The organism is Psychrobacter sp. 1176_08 (genome assembly GCF_052850615.1).
Genome location: NZ_VXCU01000002.1, coordinates 381,151 through 401,739, shown reverse-complemented (window position 1 = coordinate 401,739; position 20,589 = coordinate 381,151). Strand labels below are relative to the sequence as shown.

Genomic DNA, 20,589 nt, shown 5'->3' with positions numbered 1-20,589 from the left:
CCATGCTATAAAAAAGACAGCTTCTTTTATAGGAGCTGTCTTTTTTTAAGTACTATTTGTCGCTAAGTGTTATTTGCTGCTTAATATTTGATTGCCTAAACTCAGTTTAACCCGCCATGATAGTCACGGACATGCCCTCTTCTACCTGTTCAAACAGCTCAACGATGTCTTCATTGCGCATACGTACACAGCCATGTGAGAGTGGTACACCCATCGGCTCGGTGTCTGGGGTTCCATGAATATAAATGTAGCGCTGATAAGTATCACACACGCCTTTAGCGTTGCTGCCTTTATTTACACCCTCCTCAAGACCACTTAACCATAAGATACGGCTCAGTATCCAATCACGCTCAGGATATAGCTCGCCAAGCACTGCATCATATCTCTCACCCGTAGGTACACGTCCAACAAACACAGAGCTTATAGGAGAGTCACCCCCTATTTTTTTTGCAATGACATGCTGACCTAACGGCGTACAACCACTATCTTCTTGGCTACCAATGCCGTTTTTAGCCGTAGAGACTGGGTACTTTAGTATTTTTTTTTGTTGCTGATATACCGTCAATGTTTGCTCAGCAATATTGATGATTAATTGTTTATCAGAGTTTTGATGATAATTCATAAACACGTCCAGTGGTTATCGATAGTATGACTTACGACATTTTTGATAAAAATCTGTGAAAATTTCTATTATCAAGGGATTGTAACCAGGCTTTTGGCACCGTAAGATAGAGGCACACTTTTTGATGCTAGCAGATTATGACGACTATTTCACCGACACGTGTGTCGATGTATGATTTTCTATATCAAGATACCAAGCCTATGCTCTCACTATTGGCAGATGCGGCGCAGCTTTCACTCCCTCAAGCTCGTCTAGCCATGGATGCCAGTTTACAGGCTATTGTAAGCGCCTTACTTGTTTATCAACAGCATCATAAAGGGCAAGCCGTCAGTAAAAAACTATTTGGTCGCTCAGCGGTCAAAGAACTGCGGCAATACAATTCTATGAATTTTGTGACCATCAATGCGACGTTATACCATCGTCAGGACGCCGCCGATGCTATCTTTCATGACAATGAATGCGTAATCAAAGCCAGTGAACACATCGCCTCAAACATTGATGCAAAAATACCGCAAGTTCAAATTTTATTGACATCCTTGTGTGTGGTCGTGCTGCGTGAATTGGCTATTTTGACAGAGTACAGTCAACTTGATCATGATGAGATTAATAAGTGGTTTGCCTTGCAGCCACAGTTTTTGTCAGCGAAACGTTTTGATGTGAGTCAGCCAAATTTAGCATTAGCTGAATCGGTAGCCGTCAGCCCTGATAGCATAGAACAATCCACACTATTAGAGAGTAGTTTGGACACAGAACAAAACGCTTCTGATCTACCCCTTCTAAAGGATGAGCAGCTGTTAGATACCCCGCCCGCTTTTGACACTTATTGGTATGAGCTTACCTCATTCAAACCTGAAAATCAGGAACCTGTACAAGACATGCAGATGGCAACAGGCAATTATCTAAAAGCCATCGGTCGCTCTCCTGATAATCTACAGCAAGGACGCCATAATGACATGTTGGTATTTGCAGACATGCCAGCCATTGCCTTACCGCATCAACGTTGGTTATTACAGTTGGCAAAAATATCTGATATCTACCTTAGTCGCAACCGACTACGCGTGAATTCTGAGCCTGTCAATCCACCCAAACCCCCACTGGTTAACTTGGGATTGATTGGTGGTAACAGCGACAACATTCCTGCAACGATCAGTGAAAAACCGATTGAATACGATGCCGCAACGCCGCTTTGGAAAAATCCGGTCATTCTTATCATTATCCTCGTCATCAGTACGCTGGGTGCGCTTGCCACTCTTAAATATCAGACTCAAAAGTCCAATGGTCACATTCTTGCGACAGAAGAAGTATTAGAGCAGGAAGTCATTAAGGAACGTCAGCAGCAAGATGTGGCCATTGTCAGAGTAGATGATGAATCTAGTACTGAAGAAATAGCAACAGACAAATGATGCCATATAGCGACTAAAGAAAAAAAATGAAAACTCATTTTGCTAACGATCTATTACCCATAAAAAAACAGAAGTACTATAAATAGCACCTCTGTTTTTATTGATTAACGTCTACTCAACTATAATGTCGTGTAAAAGCTTATTTTGATAAGTCACGACCACGGCTGGCTTCGATAGCAAGACGGAGACCATTTAGACGGATAAAACCTTCTGCATCCTTTTGGTCGTAGGCACCTGCATCATCTTCAAAAGTCGCGATTTTTTCGTCAAACAATGAATCATCTGACTTACGGCCGACTACGCTCACAGCACCTTTGTACAGTTTGACACGCACAGTACCGTTTACGTACTCTTGAGACTTGTCAATCAATGCTTGCAACATCATACGCTCAGGGCTGAACCAATAACCATTGTAGATGATTTTTGCATAGCGTGGCATCAATTCATCTTTTAGGTGAGCCGCTTCACGATCTAGCGTCAATGACTCAATACCGCGATGCGCTTTTAGCATAATTGTGCCAGCTGGCGTCTCGTAGCAACCACGTGACTTCATGCCAACGTAACGGTTTTCAACGATATCTAAACGACCGATACCGTGCTTACCACCGATCTCGTTTAATTTAATCATGATTTCGTAAGGCTTAAGCGCTTCGCCATCGATTGCAACGATATCGCCTTTTTTATACTCAAGCTCTAAGTATTGTGCTTCGTCAGGTGCTTCCTCTGGACTGACTGACCAGCGCCACATATCATCTTCGGCTTCAGCATACGGATCTTCTAGCACGCCGCCTTCATATGAAATATGAAGTAAGTTGGCATCCATTGAGTAAGGAGATTTTTTTGTGCTACCTGCATAATCAATCGCAATGTCATGCTCTTTGGCATATTGCATCAAGCTTTCACGGCTAGACAAATCCCACTCACGCCAAGGCGCAATCGTTACCACATCTGGTGACAAAGCAACTGCACCCAGCTCAAAACGTACTTGGTCATTGCCTTTACCCGTCGCGCCATGACTGATGGCATCGGCATTGTGTTCTTTAGCAATTTCAACCAAGCGCTTAGCAATCAATGGGCGCGCGATAGAAGTACCTAGTAAGTACTCGCCTTCATAAATGGCATTGGCACGGAACATTGGGAACACATAGTCACGAGCAAACTCTTCGCGCAAATCTTCGATGTGAATATTTTTAATACCCATGGCCTTGGCTTTAGCTCGGGCTGGCTCGACTTCTTCACCTTGACCGATGTCAGCGGTAAAGGTAATCACTTCGGCATCATAAGTTTCTTGTAGCCATTTAGCGATAATTGAGGTATCAAGGCCACCTGAATATGCCAATACGATTTTATTAATATTTTTTGGATCAAGCTGAGCCATGAACAACTCCTATTATGAGAATGTAGCGTTAGGGAAAGCGCTAAGGTTGAATCAAAAGATGAATTACTTGCTCAGTGTACATCATATTTACTATAGGCAAAAGTCTAACTGCCATTAGGCGCTCGCTTTTGGTTTAAATTCAAGCATTACATTTTGGACGACTTTGTCAAAACCATATGTCATAAAGATACATAAAAGACAGCTAAACGAATTATCTACCTATATTTGGTCGCATATTTAGTCAAGTAGGCAAATCTGTTATGATAGCACTACAGTACTCCCTCCTTTTTACTTCCATATATGACGATATAGAGCGCGACGACATTATGACTGATTCGATTAGAGAGTTGACCCTCCTCCAGCCAGACGATTGGCATATTCACCTGCGTGATGGCAAAGCGTTGAGCACTACTGTACCGCATGCAGCCAATAGCTTTAATCGCGTAATTTGTATGCCAAACCTAGTACCACCCGTTAAGAACGCTGATGAGGCACTTGCCTATCGCACTCGCATCTTGGCGCATTTACAAGCCAGTGATCTGAGTGCTGAGCGAAAAACAGCGTTTGATCCACGCATGACTTTGTATTTGACAGACAATACGACGGCACAAGATATCGAAACAGCGGCTAAGTCAGGAATCGTTCAGGCAGTCAAACTGTACCCTGCTGGAGCCACGACCAACTCATCTGATGGTGTGACTAACATTAATGCCTGTGTTGATGTCTTTGAAGCGTTAGAAAAGTACAATCTGCCCCTGCTACTCCATGGTGAAGTGACTCAAGATCATGTGGATATTTTTGACCGCGAGAAGCGCTTTTTGGACGAAGTATTGGGACAAATTATTGCCAAATTCCCTACATTAAAAATCGTCATGGAGCACATTACCACAAGTGATGCGGCAGACTTTGTATTGGCTCAAGGCAATCATATTGCTGCTACTATCACACCGCAACACTTAATGTTTAACCGCAACCATATGTTGGTCGGTGGCATCAAACCACACTTTTATTGCTTACCTATTTTGAAGCGTGAAAGTCATCAGAAAGTTTTGTTAGACGTTGCAACAAGTGGCAATCCTAAGTTCTTTTTAGGAACTGACTCCGCCCCGCACGCGACAGACAAAAAAGAAGCGGCGTGCGGTTGTGCTGGCTGTTACAGTGCTGAGACTGCTTTACCATTATATGCCACCGCTTTTGATAGTGTGGGCAAGATAGATAAGCTAGAGGGCTTTGCCAGTCGTTTTGGGGCGCAGTTTTATGGCCTACCCCTAAACGAAAGTAAAATAACGCTTGTCAATACGCCAATGCAAGTACCTGCAAGTTATCCTTATTTTGACGGCGGTTCACTAACGCCACTTATGGCTGGTGAAACGTTACCTTGGTCTATCAAAGCGTAAAGCAAACTTAGTAAGATATTTTTACTTTATCCTACGATAGGAGCAATCTCCTTATATAAAGGAATATGACTTTTATCGTAGGATATCTCTTTGTTTATTTAATATAACAGTACGACTGATAAAAGCGATTTAACCTGATATGACCATTCAAAATGATGCCGCCTTACCTGATACCCATTCAACACACCACTTAAATAGCAAACCTGATAACGACTCAAGTATCCTTACTGAAGATGCTGCAACAGAAGAACAAGCGCCACTGAGCTTAAAAGACCGCTTTCGTAAGTTTTTGCCAGTCGTGGTTGATGTAGAGACAGCAGGTTTTAATGCACAAACGGATGCGTTGTTAGAAATTGCCTGTATTCCTATCTTATTAAATGAAGAAGGCGTGTTTTATCCGGGCGATGCGTTTAATGCTCATATCGAGCCGTTTGAAGGTGCAAACTTAGAGCCAAGCGCTCTTGCCTTTACAGGTATCGACCCGACCAATCCGATGCGTAAAGCAATTGCTGAAGATGAAAAAACAGCCTTACGCCGTATTTTTAAGGGACTAAAAGAAGTACGCCGCGCAGAAGACTGCCGTCAATGCGTCTTAATCGGACACAACGCGCACTTTGATTTGTCTTTTTTGAATGCCGCAGTACTACGTACCAATAGTAAAAGCCATAACCCTTTTCATAATTTTTCAGTGTTTGATACCGTTACATTATCAGCACTGGCATTTGGTCAAACTGTATTAGCACGCGCTTGTAAAGCCGCAGGACTGGATTTTGATGGTAAAGATGCACACTCGGCGCTATATGACACACAAAAGACAGCTGAGCTATTCTGCTACATTCTCAATCATTATCCCATGCTATCGAATATGATGCATGCTGAGCCTACCAAAGAGTCATCAGCAGATAATGAAGAGGAATGAGGCACTCTCACACATCATATATTGCTAACCACGCATAATAATGCTATTTGTAATACTTAATAATTTTATAGAGGTCTAAGTTGGCAGCACTGGTTTGAGCGAAGAAAAATATGCAGACTTAATGGGAGGGACGTTATCATGGATCCACAATTTAAGTTATGGGGCACCATCATCGGTTATATGTTGCTCGCGCTGACTATCAGTACTTGTACTTCTTTATGGATTCGGTATCATTTAAAGCGTAAAGACCTACATCCTCGTCGCGCACTCAAAAAAAGATATTTAATTGCAAAAAGGCGGAAAAAAAGTCTTGACAGAAAACGCAGAGGCTATTAGAATACGCACCACTTCAGCATAAATGGTGAAAGCAGTTGAAGTGTTGTTACTAGTCCCCATCGTCTAGAGGCCTAGGACACCGCCCTTTCACGGCGGTAACGGGGGTTCGAATCCCCCTGGGGACGCCACTATTCGGCGTCACTTATTAGCAAAATTGCTACCAAGCATCAAATCAGACTAATAAGCGTACCATCAAAAGCCCACATCACAATATACTGTGATGTGGGCTTTTTTATATTCGCAAGTTTTATAATTACGATTTCAGAATTTAGTTTAAGCGATTCCATGTATATAACGATTAATGTCGCTATTATCAGTGTTCAAACGCTTGTTATGTTTGAATTTAGATTGACGCCTTTGATGTCATTATTATAACGTTCATTAAAAAAGCCAGCATTAAATGCTGGCTTTTATGAGTAGATACTATTTTCTTGTAAAAACAACCACACCCTCTTTTATAACATTAGCCAAATGAGTGCTAGTATAATCAATCCACCCAAGATGGCTTGGATCAACAAGAATGCTTGGTGCTGCCCTACTACTTTACCTAAGGTGAGACCTAACGTACTGTATTTGATAGGTTGGGTGTCGATATCACCGCTTTCTAACTGCTCATCGTAATAGTCTTTCAAAATATCTAAAAATTCCTTGTGTTCATTAGAGTCCCAACTGTCAGGCTTAAATGGCATAAACGATTTAAGTCTAGGCTCATTTGTCATCCAACGCTCGAGCGTGATAGAACGTAAAGACCAACCAGAAAAACGACGCTCAGTAATTGCTGAAAAATCCAGTATTTTTAAATCTTTATGGCGATCATCCAATATCAGGCGATTTTTAAGATTGGTCAGGGCTGCTTCAGAGCCCTCTACACACTGTAAGAAGTAGCCATTGCCGTAGCAAAGAATACCAGTAATATTTTCTATTGTATTACGCTCAATAGCGACTTCTGCAATGTCATTAAGCGTGCTGGCATTTGACAGGCCAGTCGAAGTAATATGGCTCAGATATACAAGCTGGCAGAGATCTGGCGTTACTGGGCTTGTAGAATCATTGAATGTTGACAATCAGCTTCCCCTATAATCAGGTAAATGTAGCTAAGACAACTATAATAACTTTAGAAAAAACATAGAAACTAAACCTTTGAATGTATCAAATCGGTTTGGTATATTATTGATTTTATAAATGTTTATATTAATTGTATTAAGTTGGTTACATCATAGGCTAATTTCGTCATCAAAGCAACTTATGATTATATAAAATTGGTAAGTGTTATAAGTAAACATTTTTTTAGAAAAAACATATTATTGATTTTGACAGCTATTAGCTGCTTGAGCAAACATTATTTTCTAAAAATGATGACAAAACATTAATTGTTTGAAACGCGATTATTGAATGAGACAAAATTCGACACAGATTCAAATCGTATCTATATCGCGTCAACTTAGACAATTTAGGGTAAGAGAAGTCTACCGTTATTTAAAGTACATTAGGGCTGGTCAGATTGAGCGGTAAGGATGGCGGATAGCAATAAAGCATCGTCAGGATAAGTAAGCTTGATGTTTTGGCGACTGCCAGTAACAAGACGGATGGGTAAGTCTAAATACTCAAAAGCACTGGCTTCATCTGTGATAGTGAGTTGATGCTCAGCCACATAATCCAATACTTTTTTAAGCGCTCCCAATCGAAATACTTGCGGCGTTTGTGCTTGCCACATGCTGCCTCTATCTATAGTACGTTGGGCATAATAGCGCTGATTATTTTTATCTGATAGATTGTCTGTAGTTACAGACTTGATATACGAGGTTTTGAGAGTGTCCGCTACTGGGGTTGCTAAGATAGCACCATAAGGCTCTAGCAATGCAGCTTCAATGACTTGATCAATGTCATGACTAGGTACAGCTGGACGTGCCGCATCGTGAATCAGTACCAAGTCTGAGTCATCAGCCCCTGTAATCCCAATCGCTGACACTCCTGCTTGAACCGATTGCCAACGCTCAGCACCGCCAATAGCATAATAAACAGGTATGGCAAAGTCGAGTGTTCGTGCCGTGATATCATCTTCGGCCACCACCAATAAACATTGATTGATATACTTGCTACTCGCAAGTCTTGCCACACTAAGCTGTAGCAATGTCTGGTCTTGTAACTGAGTATATTGTTTGGCAACGGATGCGCCAAAGCGGCTACCACGGCCAGCAGCGACAATCATGGCATAGGTGCGAGGAAGAGGATTCATAAGATAATACTTAGGGCTGTGGCCCATGACAGTATGATTAAAAAGAAATGTGAGTAAAAGCTAGGATAGAATTACATACGAAATACACCGCTACTGTAAGAAATAGAGTGCCTTATAGTATTGTCGTATCTTGGTAGATTAATAACGAGTATGTGTCGTTGGCGCAGTAGATACCTGAACAAACGTCTCGTTTGGTTTAATCAATCCTAAGTCCAAGCGGGCATGCTCTTCAACTGCCTCTAGACCGTTTTTGAGGTCATAGACATCCGTACGTAATAAATTATTAGCAGCGACTTGATTATCATTTAGGTGCTGCTGCTCTTCAATCTGAGTTAATAATTTATTATGCCCAGATCGTCCATTCTCACCCAGCCAATACTGATATTGCAGTCCTAACAGCACTGCAACCGCTAAAGCAAGTAACATAAATTGGCTAAAGTATTTCATGTAATCACGCCAAACAACAGAAAATTTTTAAAATAAAAGTAAGCCAAGCTTATTATTAGCTAAAACTGCTAAGCGATATATCCTCATATCAATGAGTCCTTATCGCCTAACATTAGCTATAAACTTGCTTCTTAACCACGCAGACCGATAAACTCTTCACGGCCACGATAGCTTGCACGTACTTGCTGCTCAATACGTAACAACTGATTGTATTTTGCAACGCGGTCTGAGCGGCACAATGAACCTGTTTTGATTTGACCTGCAGCAGTACCAACGGCTAAATCTGCAATGGTGCTGTCTTCAGTCTCACCTGAGCGGTGCGAAATAATAGTCGCATAGCCATTTTTCTTTGCCAGATAGATCGCATCTAGCGTCTCTGATAAGGTACCAATCTGATTGAACTTAATCAAAATCGCATTGGCAATGTGCTTATCAATGCCTTCTTGCAAGATCGTAGGATTGGTCACAAATAAATCATCACCGACTAACTGGACTTTATCACCAATTTGTTCGGTCAAATACTTCCAACCATCCCAATCTGACTCATCAAGACCGTCTTCGATAGAAATAATAGGATATTGACGTGCCAATCCTACTAGATAGTCTGAGAAACCTTGGCTATCAAACGCTTTGTTGCCTTCGCCCGCCAAAACATACTGACCATTCTTATAGAACTCACTGGCCGCACAGTCTAGAGCAAGATGGATATCTTCACCTGCTTTATAACCGACTTGCTCAATCGCTTGCAAAATTACCGTAATGGCTTCTTCATTACTGCGTAAGTTGGGTGCAAAACCGCCTTCATCGCCGACCGCTGTATTTAAGCCTTGAGACTTTAAAACAGACTTTAAGCTATGAAAAATCTCTGTACCCGCTCGTAGCGCTTCTGAAAAGTTCGTGAAGCCTACAGGCTCAATCATAAATTCTTGAATATCAACAGTATTGTCTGCGTGCTCGCCACCGTTTAGGATGTTCATCATTGGTACAGGCATCGTGAGCGACGTCTGATTGCGCAAATTGGCAATATATTGATGCAGCGGCAGACTCTGTGATTTTGCAGCGGCTTTGGCTGTCGCTAAGGAAACTGCCAACATAGCGTTAGCACCAAGGCTGTCTTTATTCTCTGTGCCATCTAATGCAATCATGGCATCATCAATGCCTTGCTGCTCGGTCACGTCTTTGTCCATCAACGCACTGCGAATCTGGCTATTGACGTTGGCAACGGCTTTTTTAACGCCCTTACCCATGTAACGAGTTTGATCGCCATCACGCAGCTCTAGTGCCTCACGTGAACCTGTAGATGCCCCACTTGGAGCAGCAGCACGACCAATGGTACCGTCAGCTAAAATAACATCAGCTTCAATCGTTGGGTTACCGCGCGAGTCTAAAATCTCACGAGCGCGAATGTCTTTAATTGCGGTGACGTTGTTGGTTTCTTCAGCGTACATAATGTCTGTTAATTCCTTTGGTCATGCCAAGTTTATGGGATAAATAACGGCAAATAGAATACAAAAAAGTTAAAGCAAACTGCCCTATAGCACCTATATCTAAGACCGTCTTTCGCATTGGCAAAATTGGTCCGTTTAAGCAGCATCTAAACGCTGTTTAGTACCATGACAGCCAGCTATATTGCTTGGCATCATAGCATATTTTTTATCAAACTTCCCTTATCTTACACTGACTTGCAGCCCTAATTTTAAATATAAGTATCTTAGGCAAACCGAAAGGTCTGCTGTTATGATCTGTTTTCAATACAACTCGTTATTCAGAAAAGCATCGTCATCAGGCTATTTTGGGATGATTTGTCTTAGTATGAGTAGCAGAGACAGTATTGTCGAGCTCCACCTTGGTTTTAAACCGTGTCAACCGTAATGCATTCATTAGTACTGAGATGGAACTAAGTGCCATCGCGGCCGCTGCAATCATAGGATTCAAAAAACCAAATGCAGCAAGCGGAATACCCAGACAATTATAAATGAAAGCAAAAAATAGGTTCTGTTTGATATTACGCAGCGTTGCTTGCGCAATTTTTTGAGCCGCATCAATATGCATGAGCGACTCACCCATCAACCGAGCGGAAGCACTATGTTGTGCCACATCTGTCCCTTCAAACATAGCAAAGCTGGCATCTGCAGTTGCCATCGCGGGCGCATCGTTTACCCCATCTCCTGCCATCGCCACTTTATGACCGGCGGTTTGTAATCGCGCAATTTGGCTGGCTTTGTCACGTGGACTCATTCTACCGTATGCTTGTTCGATACCTAGCTGCCCTGCGACATGGTTAACGACAGATTGCTTATCACCACTCATCAAAATCACATGAAGGCCAGACTCTTGTAATGCAGTGATGGCTTGCGGCGTATCGGCTTTTAAATCATCAGCCAACGCAAACGCACCAAGGGGTTCATCGTTAATACTGACTGCCACTGTACTGGCAATTTGCCATGCTTTTGGCATAAACTTGGGTAGCGTTAGACTTGCAAACTCTGCTGTACCCACCTTGACCAGTCCAAGCCCATCGATCTGTGCTTGAATGCCCGCCCCTTTAATAACATTGATATCAGTCACAGGTAGTAATGGCAAATCACGTTTGGCAGCTGCGTTGATTAGTGCTGTCGCTAGCGGATGACTGGCATTAGCCTCAACGCTGGCTGCAATTTGTAAGACATCGTCGACGGCTAATGATTTATCTACCATCACTTGATCGACAATGGTAGGTTTACCCATCGTCAAGGTGCCAGTTTTATCAAGTACCACCGTATCGATATTACCAGCGGCCTCCAAACTTTGAGCATCTTTAAACCAAACACCATGGCGCGCAGCGACACCCATACCAGCCATAATCGCGGCTGGTGTTGCCAGCCCTAATGCACAAGGACAAGCAATGACCAAGACCGATACGGCATGCATCAAGGCCGTGTCCATCATTCCTGTCAACCACCATGTCAGTCCAAAAGTAACCAAAGCAATGGCAACCACGACAGGAACAAAGATGGCGGTTACTTTATCTGCAAGACGTGCCAAATTGGCTTTTGAGCCTTGGGCTTCACTCAATGCTTGTACCATGTCCCCCAATTTGGTATCGCTGCCTTTGGCACTGACGCGATACAGCAAGCTACCATTTTCTAGCAACGCCCCTGCCAGCAAACCATCGCCCACATCTTTTTTGAGTGGCGCCGATTCACCAGTTAAATGACTTTCTTCACACCAGCCGCTTCCATCGATAACCGTACCATCAGTGGCTACGCGACTACCTTGCTTGACGCGCAGAATATCGCCTATTTGAATGTCTTTGAGTACAACAGAATGAAACTCACCATTAGGCTGCTGGCGCTCGACCTTATCAGGTGTCAATGATAATAATAAATCAATGCTGTTTAAACTGTGCTTTTTGGTGCGCTCTTCCAGATATTTACCTGTCCGTACAAAGGCAATAACCATCACGCCCGCCTCAAAATAGACAGCAGGACCGTGGTCAATGCCGTGACCAACTGCATGACTGGTTTGCAGCAAGCTATTTAAGCTACCGTCGCCATGAGTGAGCCACAAGTAAGTTGAGTACGCCCAAATGGTCACTGTACCAATGACCACCAACACATCCATATTAGCAAGACCGCCTTTAATTGAGGCCCACGCACTCTTATAAAACGGTAGAGCAAAACCAAACTGTACAATCGTGGCTAAAACAAACTGAAGCCAAATAGCTGGCATCCATGCCATCCCCTGACCTGTCAGCATGCCAGCCATACCAACTAAAAAAGGTAACAAGCAAATCCATAGCCCAATTAAGCGCCATGGATACTGCGTCGCTGTATCTTCATCCGTTTGTGAAAAAAGACTATCAGCTGCCTGCAGATTGGCAACAAAACCCGTTTTGTTCACCCATTCTGTGATCTGCTCTGGCGTCGTCTGCGTAGGATCATAGTCCACATTTGCCGTCTCGCCTGCAAAATTCACATTGACCTCATGTACTGAGGGCTTCTTGTTCAGCACCTTTTCAATGCGTGAGGCACATGCCTGACAGGTCATACCTTCAATCGCAAGTTGTAGATGGGCACGCTGCGGCGTGAGCGTTGTATTGGATTGAATATCGGTATCGACGTCGTAGGTGTGATAGTTATCAGTATGGGAATCATTCATAAATAGGACTCGTTATGGCGTTTACACAAGGTATAAGCCATAAAAACAACAATGGGTGGAGAGATTTAAATCAAACAACTATTACATTCTCAAACTATCGGTTTTATTTGAACGGTTTATAGTCAATTCGTCTTAAAAGAAATAAACAGGCAGTGCCAATTTTTAATCACTAAAAAACCAGCCACGACAGCTGGTTTTTAAATAAAGGACAAAACTTATGAATTAGCGACGGTTGCATCAAAGCCTGCGTCATCGATAGCCGCAGCTATCGCTTCTGCACTTGTCTTACTATCATCAAAGGTGACTGTGGCTTGATTGTCAGCAAGCTCAATGCTCATATCATTTAAACCATCAATATCTGCGGTAGCATTGTGAACGCTTGCAACGCAGCCACCACAAGTCATCCCTTCGATTTTAATAATGCGCGTTTGGTCTGCCATAGTAGGCTCCTTATTTTTCTTGGTAAATAATCTTTTTTTACGTATTCATTAATACTATTACTAAACCAGTATCAGTCGTATTGATAGTAACACAAGGCTCAATCATTATAGTGTGGGTTTTGCGGTGCATCGATGGGAAATGGCTGAGTGACATAATCCACCATACTAATGGCAGCAGTCAAAGCATGAATGCTCGTGTCTGTATCATCGTAGCGTACATGAGCCATGTGGCTCACTGTATCCAGCTCAATGTCCGTGACGCCCGAGATATTCTTCAAGGCTGTCATCACGCTGTCTAAGCCTTTAGCATCATCGATGTTTTCAATACTTACCTGTGCAATTTTTATTGCCATGGTGTCATCTCCTACTTCATTAATGCGTATCGAGAACGTCAAAACCTTTGACCAAGTCATCAATTTGCTGAAGCTGACGCAGAAATGGCTCTAACTGGTTCATTCTCAACGCACAAGGACCATCGCATTTTGCGTCTTCTGGGTTTGGGTGCGCCTCTAAAAATAGCCCTGCCAATCCTGTGGCCATACCTGCGCGTGCCAATGTTGTGATTTGCTCTCGGCGACCGCCCGCACTGTCACTACGTGCGCCTGGCTGCTGTAGGCTGTGCGTCACATCAAAAAATACCGGTATATCCATCTGCTTCATCGTATCAAAGCCCAGCATATCCACGACCAGATTGTTATAACCAAAGGCACTACCGCGCTCACAAAGTATGAGCTTGTTGTTACCGCCTTCAAGGCATTTATTGACAATATGACGCATCTCGTGAGGCGCTAAAAACTGCGCTTTTTTGATATTAATAATGGCGTCAGTCTTAGCCATCGCATGTACCAAATCTGTCTGACGTGACAAAAACGCTGGAAGCTGAATAATATCAGCCACTTCAGCGACTGGTGCCGCTTGATGTGGTTCATGCACATCTGTGATGATGGGTACTTGAAATTTTTCTTTGATTTGACCCAACCAATCTATGCCTTGCGCGAGTCCAGGACCACGATAAGAGTGCAAGCTTGAGCGATTGGCTTTATCAAAGCTGGCTTTAAAAACATAGCCGATACCCAAACGCTGACATATCTCGACGTATTGCTCAGCGATCTCAAACGCTAGCTCTTTTGACTCCAAAACATTCATGCCGCCAAACAATACAAATGGCTGATCGTTACCAATACGGATGGTCTTGTTGTCAGGCGTGTTAAGGTCAATGTGTGATTGTGCCGTTAATGAATTTTCCATTAAAAAGTTTCCTCTTTATTGTTATCAATATTTCTATCCCATATTGTAACCGATAGCGTCGTTAAAAAAAGTGTACAAGCGTAATTACCCAATATTCGCCATTATTGCTGATTTAAAATCAAAACCTCTGTCCCAAATACAAAAATACACCCACAAAAAAAGACCAATCCGAAGATCAGTCTTTTTTAATATACATAGAGCGATACAATTCTAAGGGTTGTTTATATTCTACAATTACTTAGTGTCGCTGAAGTTTTTTGCTGCTTTTGCAAAGCTATTAAACAGTGGATGACCACCACGTGGTGAGCTGGTAAATTCTGGATGGAACTGTACCGCGATAAACCATGGATGCTCAGGAATCTCTACAGACTCTACTAAATGCTGCTTAGCAGAATACCCTGAAATCGTCATACCTGATTGCTCTAGTGACTCTATGTAGCGGTTGTTCATCTCATAACGATGACGATGACGCTCAGTGATATTGTTAGCACCATAAATTTGGCTTAGCTTGCTACCAGAAACCAATTCGGCTTGCTGCGCGCCCAAACGCATTGTACCACCAAGATCAGAATCATCGCTGCGAATCTGTAGCTCACCGCGCTCATCTAACCATTCAGTGATAAGACCGATAATAGGCTCTGCGGTTTTGCGATCAAACTCAGAAGAATTGGCATCAATTTTAAGCACATTACGAGCGTACTCGATCACAGCCAACTGCATACCAAGGCAGATTCCTAGATAGGGAACCTTGTTTTCACGTGCATAAGTAATGGCTTTTATTTTGCCATTGGTACCACGTTCACCAAATCCACCTGGCACTAAGATTGCATCAGCGTGGCTCAAACGAGCAAACAGACTGTCATCGCTTTCTAAAAGCTCAGCATCGATATAGTCGATTTTTACATCAAGCTTATGAGTGATACCTGCATGTAACAACGCCTCGTTGATAGATTTATAAGCATCAGGCAGCTCGACATACTTACCAACCATTGCCACGGTTACTGTCTCTTCAGGGTTGAGCTGAGCTTCGACTACTTTATCCCAATCGCTCAAATCTGCTTCTGGTACATTAAGACCAAAGCGCTCACAGATTAGATCATCAAGGTCTTGCTCATGAAGGGTGCGCGGTATTTGATAGATGCTTTGTGCGTCTTCACACATGATGACTGCACGCTCTTCAACGTTGGTAAATAGAGCAATCTTACGACGGTTGTCTTGCGAGATATGGTGATCAGAGCGGCAGATTAAGATATCTGGCTGCAAACCAATAGAACGCAATTCTTTTACTGAATGCTGCGTTGGTTTGGTTTTGGTTTCGCCTGCACTTGCAATATAAGGAACCAGCGTTAGATGCATGAGCATGGCTCTATTACGACCAAGCTCTACTTGCATTTGACGCACTGCTTCCATAAAAGGTAACGATTCGATGTCACCGACAGTACCACCAATCTCGATGATAGCAATGTCGTAACCTTCACCACTGGCTAAGATTTTATTTTTAATCTCATCGGTGATGTGAGGGATAACTTGTACCGTGCCACCAAGATATTCGCCACGACGCTCTTTATTGAGAACATTTTGGTAGATACGACCACTGGTGAAGTTGTTGCTCTTACTCATTTTTGAATGACGTAAAAAGCGCTCGTAATAACCCAAATCTAAATCCGTCTCTGCACCATCTTCGGTGACAAACACTTCGCCATGCTGAAACGGGCTCATCGTACCTGGATCAACGTTGATATACGGATCCATCTTGGTCATTGTGACGGTCACGCCACGTGCTTCTAAGACCGCTGCAAGAGAGGCTGCGGTGATACCTTTTCCTAGTGAGGACACTACCCCACCGGTCACAAATATAAACTTGGTCATAGTATTCTGTCGGTAATTGGTAAAGAAGGATTTTACTAAAAATACGTCATAAAATATAGAGCAAAACACAAACTCTTTAAAACTCTTCGTTTTCAACCCGTCGCTATTATAACGTATTCACTATTGGAAACAGGCATAACAAAAAAAACTCACCCCGAAGGATGAGTTTTATAATCAGATTCTAATGGTTAGATTAGAATTTGTATTCTAGACCAGTACCAATTACAACTACTTTAGCATCGCCAGACGTGCGAACTAATTGATCATTCTCTTCACGTGAACTATCAGTCCATGTATAAGCAGCATTATCAGCTTTATTCATACCAGCATAAGCATGCATGATGATGTTGTCTTTAAAGAAGTATTTACCACCAACAACGATTTGGTCTGAATCAGAGTTATTAAAACCGTTTAGGTTGCTAGTGTTGTTGTACTGAGCATAAATAGAAGCTGGACGAGCAAAGTTAGTTAAGCCCATTTGACCACTAACAATTAAACCTTTTTCTTTCTTACTATCGCTTGAGTTATCAACACCATCATAATCAGCTACTTGATATAAAACACCAAGTGTTACAGGCGCTGCGATATATTTACCTAGATCAACACTAGTTGTAGCACGGATGATATCACCCTCAATGTTTTGATCTTTGTCATATGCAATACCAGCAGTAAAGCCTGTGCCTTGATCAAACATAGCAGCAACACCGAAACCAGCATTGTCATTGTTGTTTGCATCGTCAGAGCTATACATTGCTGTAAATTGTAATGGTAGGCCATCATACTTAGGCGCAGTCCAAATCACTGAACTTGGGATACGGTTACTATCCGCCATGTTCAATGCATCAACAGCTTCGTTTTCATTTTGTGTAGTACCTAGGTTATCCCAGTAACCTTGACCAACAACAACATTGTCAATACTAGCTAAGCTTGATTGGTTTTTACCAACACGGACCTCACCAAACTGCTTGTTTACAACACCAAGATACGTATCACGGTTAGTGAAACCATTGTTATCACCATCGATGCGCGTGCCATACTCTAACTGATAGATAACATCAGTGTTAGCAGTCATGGCTTCAGAGCCTTTGATACCGATACGTGAAGCATGAGAGTTAATCTCTACTGTATCTTCATCATAGTTGAAAGCAGGAAAACCTGTGTTTGAATCAAAATCGGTATTAACATAATCAGCCGCTAAGAATGCTTTACCATAGACAGTAGGTGCTGCATTGGCTGCAGATACAGATAGGGCAGCAACTGCTGTAGCTAAAAGTAGTTTTTTCATGGGGTATCTCCACTTTACAATTTTAGTAATAAGCGAGCTATTATTAGCTGGTGCTCACAATGGTATCGTCACAAATCCTCAAAGATATAATGTGTAACTGGCTACCGAGATTAGTCAGAAACAAGTGTGGCGAAGTTCTATTACAGTAAGATGAAAAAAACCATGACTTACATAACTGGGATTAAAAAAGTAACTGCCATGTAAACTTAGGTCTTTATCGGTCTGTTGCGTAACATCCGTTACCAAACTCATACTTCGATTACAAGCATAACAACTTTGACATAATTTGCAACATATTTTTTCGCTTTTTAAACTTATCAATTTATCATCATAAAATTATCACTCAATAATCAAAGCGCCAAAAAAAATCCCTATCCAGTCAACTAGATAAGGATTCTATTGATTAATATTATTACTAATAAATTGAAACCACCTTAACGAATATACCCTTACCATCGTAAATAACACGCTATTTATATACGAATAAATAGCGCTAACGAAAACGATATATTTTATTATTAGGTGCAATAAAGGAAAATAAGCTTAGCAGTTTGCCTTCAAATCGAGACGAGCTTGATGCAATAGTGGCTCAGTGTAACCGCTAGGTTGCTCGCGTCCTTTAAATATCAAATCGCAAGCGGCCTTAAAAGCATAAGAGCCATCAAAATTGTCTGCCATTGGTTGATACTCGCTGTCGGCTGCATTTTGCTCATCAACGACTTTGGCCATGCGCTTCATCGTCTCCATCACTTGCTGCTCGCTCACCACGTCATGATGCAACCAGTTGGCAATATGCTGACTTGAGATGCGCAGAGTCGCTCGGTCTTCCATTAGCCCCACATCATCGATATCGGGCACCTTAGAGCATCCAACCCCTTGATTGACCCAGCGTACAACGTAACCCAAAATCCCTTGGGCATTGTTTTCCAATTCTTGCTGTTTTTGCTCTTCTGTCCAATTGGTGTCTTTTGCCAATGGAATGGTCAAGATATCATCCAAACTTGCACGCTCACGCGACTTTAAGCGATCCTGTACGTCAGCAACATTTACTTGGTGATAATGGATACTATGCAAGGTTGCCCCTGTGGGTGATGGTACCCAAGCCGTCGTAGCGCCTGATTGAGGATGCGCCATTTTGCTCTCCATCATCTCTTTCATCTCATCAGGCTTTGCCCACATTCCTTTACCAATCTGAGCATGCCCCTGTAGACCTGTCTCTAAACCAATGTCGACGTTCCATTGCTCGTAGGCTGGTTGCCAAACTTGTGATTTCATCTCCCCTTTTGGCACAAATGGACCTGCATTCATGCTGGTATGCATCTCATCACCAGTACGGTCTAAAAAGCCTGTATTAATAAAGATTACACGCTCTTTCGCTTGGCGAATGGCCTCTTTTAGATTGACCGTCATGCGGCGCTCTTCATCCATAATTCCAATTTTAAGACTGTGACGTTTTAAGCCTAATAAATCCTCTGAGGCATTAAAAAAATCATTGGCCATTTTGACTTCTTCTGGACCATGCATTTTTGGTTTAACGATATACATGGAACCCTTACGTGAATTCGATAACTCGTTTCTACCGTTAAGATCATTGAGCGACAATAGTGGGGTAACCAAACCATCCATCAGACCTTCGAATACTTCCTCTAAACCATCACCCAAATCGACTAAAATAGCAGGGTTTTGCATTAAATGACCGACGTTACGGATCAATAGCAATGAGCGACCTGGCAAGATAAGCTTGCCGCCGTCTGGTGTATTATATTCACGGTCTGGGTTTTGCTTACGTGTACGAGTCTTGCCGCCTTTTTCAAAGGTTTCTTGTAAGTCGCCATTCATCAAACCAAACCAGTTGCGATATACCTCTACTTTTTCCTCTGCATCGACCGCAGCAACTGAGTCTTCACAATCTTGAATCGCGGTAATCGCTGACTCAAGGAGCACATCATTAATATTAGCCGGATCGTCTTTACCGACTGGGTGGCTGGCATCGATCTGAATCTCTACATGCAGGCCATTATTTTTTAGCAAAATACCTGTTGGATTTTCTGCTTCATCAACAAAACCAACAAACTGCGCAGAATCTTTTAATGACGTACGACTATCGCCTTGAACCACTTCAAGTTGACCATCAGCCACTTTGAAGCCTGTTACATCAACGTATGAGCCTGATGCTAAAGTAAAATTGTCATCTAAAAACTGTTTGGCGTAAGCAACAACAGCAGCACCGCGAGTTGGATTGTAGCTACCCTTCGCTTCCTGACCATTGTCGTCACTGATAACGTCTGTACCATATAAGGCATCATATAAGCTGCCCCAGCGTGCATTGGTGGCATTTAGAGCATAGCGAGCATTACGTACTGGTACGACCAGCTGAGGTCCTGCGATATGTGCAATTTCGTCATCGACGTTTTCTGTACTAACCGCAAAATCATCGCCTTCTGGCAGTAAGTAACCAATATCTTGTAAAAACGTTTTATAGGCAGGATAATCGATTTGACCATCCTTGGCAGGGTGTTGTACATGCCACTGATCAATTTGTGCTTGGATTTTGTCGCGGGTTTCTAACAAAGCCTTATTACGTGGCGTAAACTCTTTGATAACTTTTTCAAAACCTGACCAATAACTCTCTGAATCAACACCGACTTTTGGCAGTACTTCGTTTTCAATAAAGTCATATAGCTGCTGGTCGATGGCAAGAATGCCTTTTTGAATACGATTGGCGTTAGAAGACTGACTCATGTTGTTATCCTTATCTATTCATGAAGTGTATTAATACGAATTGCTACTACCCTATTAAATATTTGACGGTGGTTTCTACTTTAGATGGCACCTATTGCTCTGACTCACATAAATATAAGCAGATCTC

At 42.5% G+C, this 20,589-nt stretch carries 16 protein-coding genes and 1 tRNA gene; 4 read left to right on the top strand and 13 right to left on the bottom strand.

All coding sequences use genetic code 11. The annotated features are described in order from the left end of the window. Positions 1-106: 106 nt before the first annotated feature. Positions 107-622, bottom strand: a complete 516-nt coding sequence (locus FW759_RS04355; RefSeq protein WP_446442305.1) for a L,D-transpeptidase family protein — start codon at positions 620-622, stop codon at positions 107-109. Between the two features lie 137 nt (positions 623-759). Here FW759_RS04355 and FW759_RS04350 point away from each other — a divergent pair, with 137 nt between their 5' ends. Then, positions 760-2,025: a hypothetical protein gene (locus FW759_RS04350; RefSeq protein WP_446442304.1), complete on the top strand. Its 1,266-nt coding sequence runs from the start codon at positions 760-762 to the stop codon at positions 2,023-2,025. A gap of 139 nt (positions 2,026-2,164) precedes the next feature. Here the strand turns inward: FW759_RS04350 and FW759_RS04345 are convergent, their stop codons facing one another. Beyond that, positions 2,165-3,403 carry an argininosuccinate synthase gene (locus tag FW759_RS04345; protein ID WP_443566279.1) on the bottom strand — a complete coding sequence of 413 codons (1,239 nt, stop codon included), beginning with the start codon at positions 3,401-3,403 and terminating at the stop codon, positions 2,165-2,167. A gap of 326 nt (positions 3,404-3,729) precedes the next feature. Between FW759_RS04345 and pyrC the strand changes: the two genes are divergently transcribed. The 3 genes from pyrC to FW759_RS04330 all read left to right on the top strand — a co-directional run bounded on the left by pyrC (position 3,730) and on the right by FW759_RS04330 (position 6,183). After that, complete coding sequence (pyrC, locus tag FW759_RS04340; protein ID WP_446442303.1) at positions 3,730-4,800, top strand: dihydroorotase; 1,071 nt, start codon at positions 3,730-3,732, stop codon at positions 4,798-4,800. 139 nt (positions 4,801-4,939) lie between these two features. Beyond that, positions 4,940-5,719 carry a ribonuclease T gene (rnt, locus tag FW759_RS04335; protein ID WP_446442302.1) on the top strand — a complete coding sequence of 260 codons (780 nt, stop codon included), beginning with the start codon at positions 4,940-4,942 and terminating at the stop codon, positions 5,717-5,719. 388 nt (positions 5,720-6,107) lie between these two features. Beyond that, a tRNA-Glu gene (locus FW759_RS04330) sits at positions 6,108-6,183 on the top strand. 327 nt (positions 6,184-6,510) lie between these two features. Here the strand turns inward: FW759_RS04330 and FW759_RS04325 are convergent. From FW759_RS04325 to FW759_RS04275, 11 genes are all read right to left on the bottom strand, one after another. After that, on the bottom strand, positions 6,511-7,119 hold the full coding sequence (locus tag FW759_RS04325; RefSeq protein WP_095569992.1) for a BLUF domain-containing protein: 609 nt from the start codon (positions 7,117-7,119) through the stop codon (positions 6,511-6,513). 422 nt (positions 7,120-7,541) lie between these two features. Next, a complete protein-coding gene (ispD, locus tag FW759_RS04320) occupies positions 7,542-8,291 on the bottom strand; it encodes a 2-C-methyl-D-erythritol 4-phosphate cytidylyltransferase (protein WP_446442301.1) in 750 nt (249 codons plus the stop codon). Positions 8,292-8,429: 138 nt separating this feature from the next. Then, the gene (locus FW759_RS04315) at positions 8,430-8,738 is read right to left on the bottom strand and encodes an FtsB family cell division protein (protein WP_062845982.1); all 309 of its coding nucleotides are present in this window, start codon (positions 8,736-8,738) and stop codon (positions 8,430-8,432) included. A gap of 131 nt (positions 8,739-8,869) precedes the next feature. Continuing rightward, on the bottom strand, positions 8,870-10,186 hold the full coding sequence (gene eno / locus FW759_RS04310) for a phosphopyruvate hydratase (RefSeq protein ID WP_062845212.1): 1,317 nt from the start codon (positions 10,184-10,186) through the stop codon (positions 8,870-8,872). A gap of 334 nt (positions 10,187-10,520) precedes the next feature. Next, entirely contained in the window at positions 10,521-12,878 is a 2,358-nt protein-coding gene (locus tag FW759_RS04305) for a heavy metal translocating P-type ATPase (protein ID WP_446442300.1), read from the bottom strand. 215 nt (positions 12,879-13,093) lie between these two features. Next, positions 13,094-13,318, bottom strand: coding sequence for a heavy-metal-associated domain-containing protein (locus FW759_RS04300; RefSeq protein ID WP_062845214.1), 225 nt, complete (start codon positions 13,316-13,318; stop codon positions 13,094-13,096). 98 nt (positions 13,319-13,416) lie between these two features. Then, on the bottom strand, positions 13,417-13,671 hold the full coding sequence (locus tag FW759_RS04295; protein WP_446442299.1) for a cation transporter: 255 nt from the start codon (positions 13,669-13,671) through the stop codon (positions 13,417-13,419). A gap of 19 nt (positions 13,672-13,690) precedes the next feature. Next, complete coding sequence (gene kdsA, locus FW759_RS04290) at positions 13,691-14,566, bottom strand: 3-deoxy-8-phosphooctulonate synthase (RefSeq protein WP_446442298.1); 876 nt, start codon at positions 14,564-14,566, stop codon at positions 13,691-13,693. 234 nt (positions 14,567-14,800) lie between these two features. Continuing rightward, entirely contained in the window at positions 14,801-16,435 is a 1,635-nt protein-coding gene (locus tag FW759_RS04285; RefSeq protein WP_446442297.1) for a CTP synthase, read from the bottom strand. A gap of 193 nt (positions 16,436-16,628) precedes the next feature. Continuing rightward, positions 16,629-17,720 (bottom strand): porin, encoded by a 1,092-nt coding sequence (locus tag FW759_RS04280; RefSeq protein ID WP_062845218.1) that lies wholly within the window; start codon positions 17,718-17,720, stop codon positions 16,629-16,631. A gap of 543 nt (positions 17,721-18,263) precedes the next feature. Next, the gene (locus FW759_RS04275) at positions 18,264-20,462 is read right to left on the bottom strand and encodes a malate synthase G (protein ID WP_446442296.1); all 2,199 of its coding nucleotides are present in this window, start codon (positions 20,460-20,462) and stop codon (positions 18,264-18,266) included. Positions 20,463-20,589: the final 127 nt, after the last annotated feature.

Coding starts and splice junctions, on each gene's coding strand:
- FW759_RS04355 (WP_446442305.1), bottom strand. CDS start 622: ATGAATTATCATCAAAACTCTGATAAACAATTAATCATCAATATTGCT.
- FW759_RS04350 (WP_446442304.1), top strand. CDS start 760: ATGACGACTATTTCACCGACACGTGTGTCGATGTATGATTTTCTATAT.
- FW759_RS04345 (WP_443566279.1), bottom strand. CDS start 3,403: ATGGCTCAGCTTGATCCAAAAAATATTAATAAAATCGTATTGGCATAT.
- pyrC (WP_446442303.1), top strand. CDS start 3,730: ATGACTGATTCGATTAGAGAGTTGACCCTCCTCCAGCCAGACGATTGG.
- rnt (WP_446442302.1), top strand. CDS start 4,940: ATGACCATTCAAAATGATGCCGCCTTACCTGATACCCATTCAACACAC.
- ispD (WP_446442301.1), bottom strand. CDS start 8,291: ATGAATCCTCTTCCTCGCACCTATGCCATGATTGTCGCTGCTGGCCGT.
- FW759_RS04315 (WP_062845982.1), bottom strand. CDS start 8,738: ATGAAATACTTTAGCCAATTTATGTTACTTGCTTTAGCGGTTGCAGTG.
- eno (WP_062845212.1), bottom strand. CDS start 10,186: ATGTACGCTGAAGAAACCAACAACGTCACCGCAATTAAAGACATTCGC.
- FW759_RS04305 (WP_446442300.1), bottom strand. CDS start 12,878: ATGAATGATTCCCATACTGATAACTATCACACCTACGACGTCGATACC.
- FW759_RS04300 (WP_062845214.1), bottom strand. CDS start 13,318: ATGGCAGACCAAACGCGCATTATTAAAATCGAAGGGATGACTTGTGGT.
- FW759_RS04295 (WP_446442299.1), bottom strand. CDS start 13,671: ATGGCAATAAAAATTGCACAGGTAAGTATTGAAAACATCGATGATGCT.
- kdsA (WP_446442298.1), bottom strand. CDS start 14,566: ATGGAAAATTCATTAACGGCACAATCACACATTGACCTTAACACGCCT.
- FW759_RS04285 (WP_446442297.1), bottom strand. CDS start 16,435: ATGACCAAGTTTATATTTGTGACCGGTGGGGTAGTGTCCTCACTAGGA.
- FW759_RS04280 (WP_062845218.1), bottom strand. CDS start 17,720: ATGAAAAAACTACTTTTAGCTACAGCAGTTGCTGCCCTATCTGTATCT.
- FW759_RS04275 (WP_446442296.1), bottom strand. CDS start 20,462: ATGAGTCAGTCTTCTAACGCCAATCGTATTCAAAAAGGCATTCTTGCC.